Origin of the sequence: Meiothermus sp. (assembly GCF_025060375.1) — a bacterium.
Lineage (GTDB): Bacteria > Deinococcota > Deinococci > Deinococcales > Thermaceae > Meiothermus.
Genome location: NZ_JANXCG010000091.1, coordinates 26,160 through 32,476 on the forward strand (window position 1 = coordinate 26,160; position 6,317 = coordinate 32,476).

2 protein-coding genes and 1 pseudogene are annotated in these 6,317 nt (G+C 62.9%); all 3 read left to right on the plus strand.

Going from position 1 to position 6,317, the window contains the following annotated elements:
• Window positions 1-37: 37 nt before the first annotated feature.
• Window positions 38-799, plus strand: coding sequence for a sulfite exporter TauE/SafE family protein (locus NZ849_RS11100; protein WP_295407382.1), 762 nt, complete (start codon window positions 38-40; stop codon window positions 797-799).
• Window positions 800-1,080: 281 nt separating this feature from the next.
• Complete coding sequence (locus NZ849_RS11105) at window positions 1,081-4,455, plus strand: DNA-directed RNA polymerase subunit beta (RefSeq protein ID WP_295407386.1); 3,375 nt, start codon at window positions 1,081-1,083, stop codon at window positions 4,453-4,455.
• A 29-nt stretch (window positions 4,456-4,484) separates the two neighbouring features.
• A pseudogene (locus NZ849_RS11110) lies at window positions 4,485-6,317 on the plus strand (DNA-directed RNA polymerase subunit beta'); the annotation flags it as partial.

Sequence of the window (6,317 nt, forward strand, 5' to 3'; positions counted from 1 at the left end):
TTGAATCCAAAATCTGATTTGTGTGGTATAAAGAGGCGTGAATCTTGCCAGTTTGTGGGTCGGACTTTTGGCCGGGGCCTTCGGTGGGCTGGTGGGTCTGGGGGGAGGCGTCGTGGCGGTGCCCCTGATGAACGCTCTTCTCCGGCTGACCCAGCACGAGGCAGTGGCCACCAGCCTGGTGATGGTGGCCTTTACAGGTTTGGCTGGCGCCTTCGCTTACGCCTCCCATGGTACGGTGGACTGGCTGGCGGCCCTGCTGCTTTTCCCGAGCGCCATGGTTACGGCCAACTGGGGGGCCCGCTACGCCAACCGCTTGCCGGAGTGGCGGCTTAAGCGGGTGTTCGGCTGGTATTTGGTGGTGGTGTCCCTCAGCCTCTTGCTCAAGCCTTACATTCCCCATGTGGGCGAGCCGATTGAGGGGGGGTTGCGGGTGCTGTTTTTGGCGCTGACCGGGGCGATGGCGGGCTTCGCTTCAGGGCTTTTGGGGGTGGGGGGGGGCACGATTACGGTGCCCATCCTGGTGCTCTTGGTGGGTTTAGAGCAGCACACCGCCCAGGGCACGGCCCTTCTGGCCATGATCCCCTCGGCCCTGGTGGGCTCTTATACCCATTTCCGCCACGGCAACCTGGCCCGAGCTTACGTGCCTGGTCTGGTGGTGGGAATTCTGCTAGGGGCCTCCTTAGGGGGGGTGCTGGCCAACCAGATGCCCGAAGCCTGGTTGCGGGTGGTCTTCTCCTCGGTTCTCTTGTGGACTGCCCGGCGCTACCTGATTGCTCGGCCTAAGCCCCAGGCGGCCTGAGGGCCTACTCAAACCCCGCGCCCTGTGCTACAATCGCCCCAAGCAGCTTGGTGTACCAGGGTGCCCCTTGCGTTTTTGCGTAGCGGTGTGCTAGTATAGCATCCATGTTTTGTGGATCGCGCCCCACCTGCGTTCCACAGACAGCGTAAGAGCCAGCCGCCGCAGGGAGCCTTCGCCTGCGGAAGAACCCTGTTAGCTTACGAAAACCCCATAACGACCCTAGAACCCCTGCGCCGTGTCGGCTTTGGCACGGGAATGCGCCCACGGGTACGAGGTGCTGGATGAAGATAGAGCGGTACGGCAAGATTAAGGAGGTTATCCCCCTTCCCCCCCTAACCGAAATCCAGGTTGAGTCGTTCAAGAAGGCTTTACAAGCCGACATTCCCCCCAGCAAGCGGGAAAACGTGGGCTTGCAGGCAGCCTTCAGGGAAACCTTCCCAATTGAGGAGGGGGAGAAAGGGCGCGGGCTGGTGCTGGACTTCATTGAGTACCGCATCGGCGAGCCCCCCTTCAGCCAGGATGAGTGCCGCGAGAAGGACCTGACCTATCAGGCTCCTCTCTATGCCCGCCTCCAGCTCATCCACCGCGACACCGGTCTCATCAAGGAGGACGAGGTCTTCCTGGGTGACCTGCCCCTCATGACCGAGGACGGCTCCTTTATCGTAAACGGGGCAGATCGGGTGATTGTTTCGCAAATTCACCGTTCCCCTGGGGTCTACTTCACCCCTGACCAGACCCGCCCGGGCCGGTACGTGGCCTCGGTGATTCCGCTGCCCAAGCGAGGACCATGGATTGACTTGGAGTTTGAGCAGTCGGGCATCGTGGTCATGAAGGTCAACAAGAAAAAATTCCCGCTGGCCCTGCTCTTGCGGGTGCTGGGCTACACCGCCGAGGGGCTGAACCAGGAGTTGGGCCGCTACACCGAGCTCTTGCCAGGGATTCTGGAGGCCCAGTACCGGGGGGCCCGGGTGCTGGAGATGAGCCCTGAGGAGGCCCTACTGAAGCTCTTCACGGAGTTGCGACCGGGCGACCCCCCCAAGCGGGACAAGGCCATTACCTACCTTCACTCCCTCCTCTCGGATCCCCGTCGCTACGACCTGGGCGAGGCCGGGCGGTACAAAACCCAGCAGAAGCTGGGCATCCAGCTCACAGGCCGGATGCTTATCCGGTTCGAAGAGGGGGAGTTCAAGGATGAGGGGCTGTTGCCGGTGCTCAAATACCTCTTTGCTCTGCAGTCAGGCGAGCCCGGTTTTGAGCCCGACGACATCGACCACCTGGGCAACCGCCGCATCCGCACGGTGGGCGAGCTTCTGGCCGACCAGTTCCGCGTAGGGCTTTCCCGCCTGGCTCGAGGGGTGCGCGAGCGGATGTTGTTGGGCTCCCCAGAGAGCGCTACCCCAGCCAAGCTGGTCAACAACCGCCCCTTGGTGGCGGCCATCCGGGAGTTTTTCGGCCGTAGCCAGCTTAGCCAGTTCAAGGACCAGACCAATCCCCTCTCCGAACTTCGCCATAAGCGCCGCATATCGGCCCTGGGGCCAGGCGGCCTGACCCGAGAGCGGGCGGGATTTGACGTGCGCGACGTTCACCGCACCCACTACGGCCGCATCTGCCCCATCGAGACTCCTGAAGGGGCCAACATCGGCCTTATCTCCTCTCTGGCTTCCTATGGGCGCATCAACGACCTGGGTTTCATCCTCACCCCCTACCGCAGGGTGGTGCAGGGACGGGTGACCGACGAGGTGGTCTACATGACCGCCACCGAGGAGGATCGCTACGTGATCGCCCAGGCCAACACGCCCCTTACCCCCGAGGGCTACTTCGACACCCAGCAGGTGGTGGCCCGCAAGCGGGGGGAGCCCATGGTGGTGCGGCCTGAGGAAGTGGAATACATGGACGTGTCGCCCAAGCAAATTTTCTCGGTGAACACCAACCTGATCCCTTTCCTCGAGCACGACGACGCCAACCGTGCGCTGATGGGTTCCAACATGCAGGCCCAGGCGGTGCCCCTCCTTAGGGCCCAAAGCCCGGTGGTCATGACCGGGATTGAGGAGCGGGTGGTGCGCGACTCCCTTACCTCCATTTACGCGGAGGCGGATGGGGTGGTGGAGTATGTGGACAGCACCCGGATTGTTCTGCGGGGCGACGACAAGGCGGTGTACGAGTACCCCCTGCGCCGCTTTATCCGCTCCAACCAGGGAACCGCCCTGGACCAACGCCCTCGGGTGAGCAAGGGGCAACGGGTGAGCAAGGGCGAGCTCCTGGCCGATGGCCCTGCGGCCGAGGAAGGGATGCTGGCCCTGGGGCAGAACGTGCTGGTGGCCATCATGCCCTTCGATGGCTACAACTACGAGGACGCCATCGTGATCTCCGAGGACCTGTTGCGGCGCGACTTCTATACCTCGGTGCACATCGAGCGCTACGAAATTGAGGCCCGCGACACCAAGCTGGGCCCGGAACGCATCACCCGGGACATCCCCAACCTTTCCGAGGCTGCCCTGCGCGACCTCGACGAAGACGGCGTGGTGCGCATCGGGGCCGAGGTCAAGGCTGGGGATATCCTGGTGGGCCGCACCAGCTTCAAGGGTGAGACCGAACCCACTCCAGAGGAGCGCCTCTTGCGGAGCATCTTTGGTGAGAAGGCCAAGGATGTCAAGGACACCTCCCTGCGGGTGCCGCCGGGCGAGGGGGGTATTGTGGTGCGGACCCTCCGCCTGCGCCGGGGCGACCCCGGGGTGGAGCTGAAGCCTGGGGTGCGTGAGGTGGTGCGGGTCTACGTGGCCCAAAAGCGCAAGCTGCAGGTGGGCGACAAGCTGGCCAACCGCCATGGGAACAAGGGGGTGGTGGCCAAAATCCTGCCCCCTGAGGACATGCCCCACATGCCCGATGGCACTCCTGTGGACATTGTGCTGAACCCCCTGGGGGTACCGAGCCGGATGAACCTGGGCCAGATTCTGGAAACCCACCTTGGGCTGGCTGGGTATGAGCTGGGCCTCAAGTTCATCACCCCGGTCTTTGACGGCATCAGCGAGGAGCAGATCAAGGAGATGCTCGGCCAGGCCTTTGACAAGAAGTGGGAGGCGCGTCTAAAGGCTGGCTTTGGCATAGACAACCGCGAGCGGGAGGTGTTGGCTAGGGCGGCCAAGCTGGGCCTGGTGGATGGCGATAGGAGTCTGGTAGAGCAGCTTCGCCAGGTTTTCCAGCAGGGTAAAAGCGTGCTCTACGATGGCCGCACCGGCGAGCCCATTGAGGCACCGATTGTGGTGGGGGTGATGTACATCATGAAGCTCTACCACATGGTGGAGGACAAGATGCACGCCCGCTCCACCGGTCCTTACTCCCTCATCACCCAGCAGCCTCTGGGCGGCAAGGCTCAGTTCGGTGGGCAGCGCTTTGGGGAGATGGAGGTCTGGGCCTTGGAGGCCTATGGCGCGGCCCACACCTTGCAGGAGATTCTCACTATTAAGTCCGACGACATTGAGGGGCGCAACGCGGCCTACGAGGCGGTGGTCAAGGGCGAGGATGTGCCCGAGGCCAGCGTGCCGGAGAGCTTTAGGGTTTTGGTGAAGGAGCTGCAGTCGTTGGGCCTTAACGTGGAGACCTACGACGAAAACGGGAAGACCCTGGATATCTTCGAGGGATTGGCTTCTAGGCGGTGAGTGTCCAGCCGTCCACGAGGGAGAAGATGATCAAAAGGGAAGTTCGCAAGGTACGTATAAGCCTGGCTTCGCCGGAGAAGATTCGGGAGTGGAGCTACGGCGAGGTAGAGAAGCCCGAAACCATCAACTACCGCACCCTAAAACCTGAGCGCGACGGCCTTTTTGACGAGCGTATCTTCGGTCCACAGAAAGACTACGAGTGCGCTTGTGGCAAGTACAAGCGTCAGCGCTTTGAGGGGAAGGTGTGCGAGCGTTGTGGGGTAGAGGTCACCAAGAGCATCGTGCGGCGCTACCGTATGGGCCACGTTGACCTTGCTACCCCTGTAGCCCACATCTGGTACGTCAAGGATGTGCCTAGCAAGATTGGCACTCTTCTGGACCTCTCGGCCCAGGAGCTCGAGCAGGTGCTCTACTTTGCTAAGTACATCACCCTAGACCCCAAAGGGGCCGTGCTGAACGGTGTGCCGGTCCAGAAGCGGCAGCTTCTGACCGATGAGGAGTACCGGGAGCTGCGCTTCGGTAAGCAGGAGACCTACCCCATTCCCGCTGGCGTGGACGCCCTGGTCAAGGATGGGGATGAGGTTAAGAAGGGCCAGGAGCTGGCCCCTGGCATCGTGAGCCGGATGGACGGCTTGGTGCTCTTCCGTTTCCCCCGCCGGCTCAGGGTGGAGTACACCGAGCGGGAGCGGGCCAGCCTGACCCTGCCTAAGGCAGCCTGGATTGAGCAGGAAAGCTACAAACCTGGGGAGCCTATCGCTGAGCTCGAGGCTTCCTACCAGATTGTGAGCGAGGATGCGGGGGCAGTTCAGGTAGAGGAGTTGGCCGATGGAGCCCTCATCAGGATTCTTGACCCCGAGACCGGGGAGGTAGGGGGGCTTTACCTGATTCCCGCGGGCATGCACATCAAGGTGGGCCAGGGGGAGCTGGTGGGCCAGGGGGACGTACTGGCTCAGGGTAAGGGCCAGCTTCGGATGCCCCGGGGCCTCAGGGTGGTGGGCCTCGAGGCTGAGACCCACAGGAAAGAGGTGCACCTCTCCTTTACCCTGGAGCGCACCGTGGAGAAAAACTACCCGCTGCAGCCCCATATGCACGTGCTGGTGGCCGAAGGGGCCAAGGTGCGCAAGGGCGACAAGCTGGTAGGGGCGATTGAGCCCGAGGAAGAGGTTTTCGCCGAGGCCGATGGGGTGGTGCACCTGCATGAGCCGGCCTCCATCGTGGTGATGAAGGCCAGACTCTACCCGTTTGAGGACGATGTGGAGGTGACCAACGGCGACCGGGTGAGCCCGGGAGATGCATTGGCCGACGGGGGCAGGGTGGTTTCGGACATCTACGGCCGGGTAGAGGTGGACTTTGTTCGGATGGCCGTTCGGGTCATTGAGTCCTACGACATCGACGCCAAAATGGGGGCCCAGGCCATCCAGGAGCTCCTGAAGGAGATTGACCTGGGGGCCCTCGAGGCCGAGCTGGTCGAGGAGATGAAGCACCCAAGCCGGGCCCGTCGGGCCAAGGCCAGGAAGCGCCTGGAAGTGGTGCGGGCTTTCCGCGATTCCGGCAACCGCCCAGAGTGGATGATTCTGGAGGCGGTTCCGGTGCTTCCGCCCGACCTGCGCCCGATGGTTCAGGTGGATGGGGGGCGTTTTGCCACCTCCGACCTCAACGACCTCTACCGCCGCCTCATCAACCGCAACAACCGCCTGAAGAAGCTCCTGGCCCAGGGCGCCCCGGAGATCATCATCCGCAACGAGAAGCGCATGCTTCAGGAGGCGGTGGACGCGGTGATCGACAATGGCCGCCGCGGCGCCCCGGTGACCAACCCTGGCTCCGAACGCCCCTTGCGCAGCCTCACCGACATCCTCTCGGGC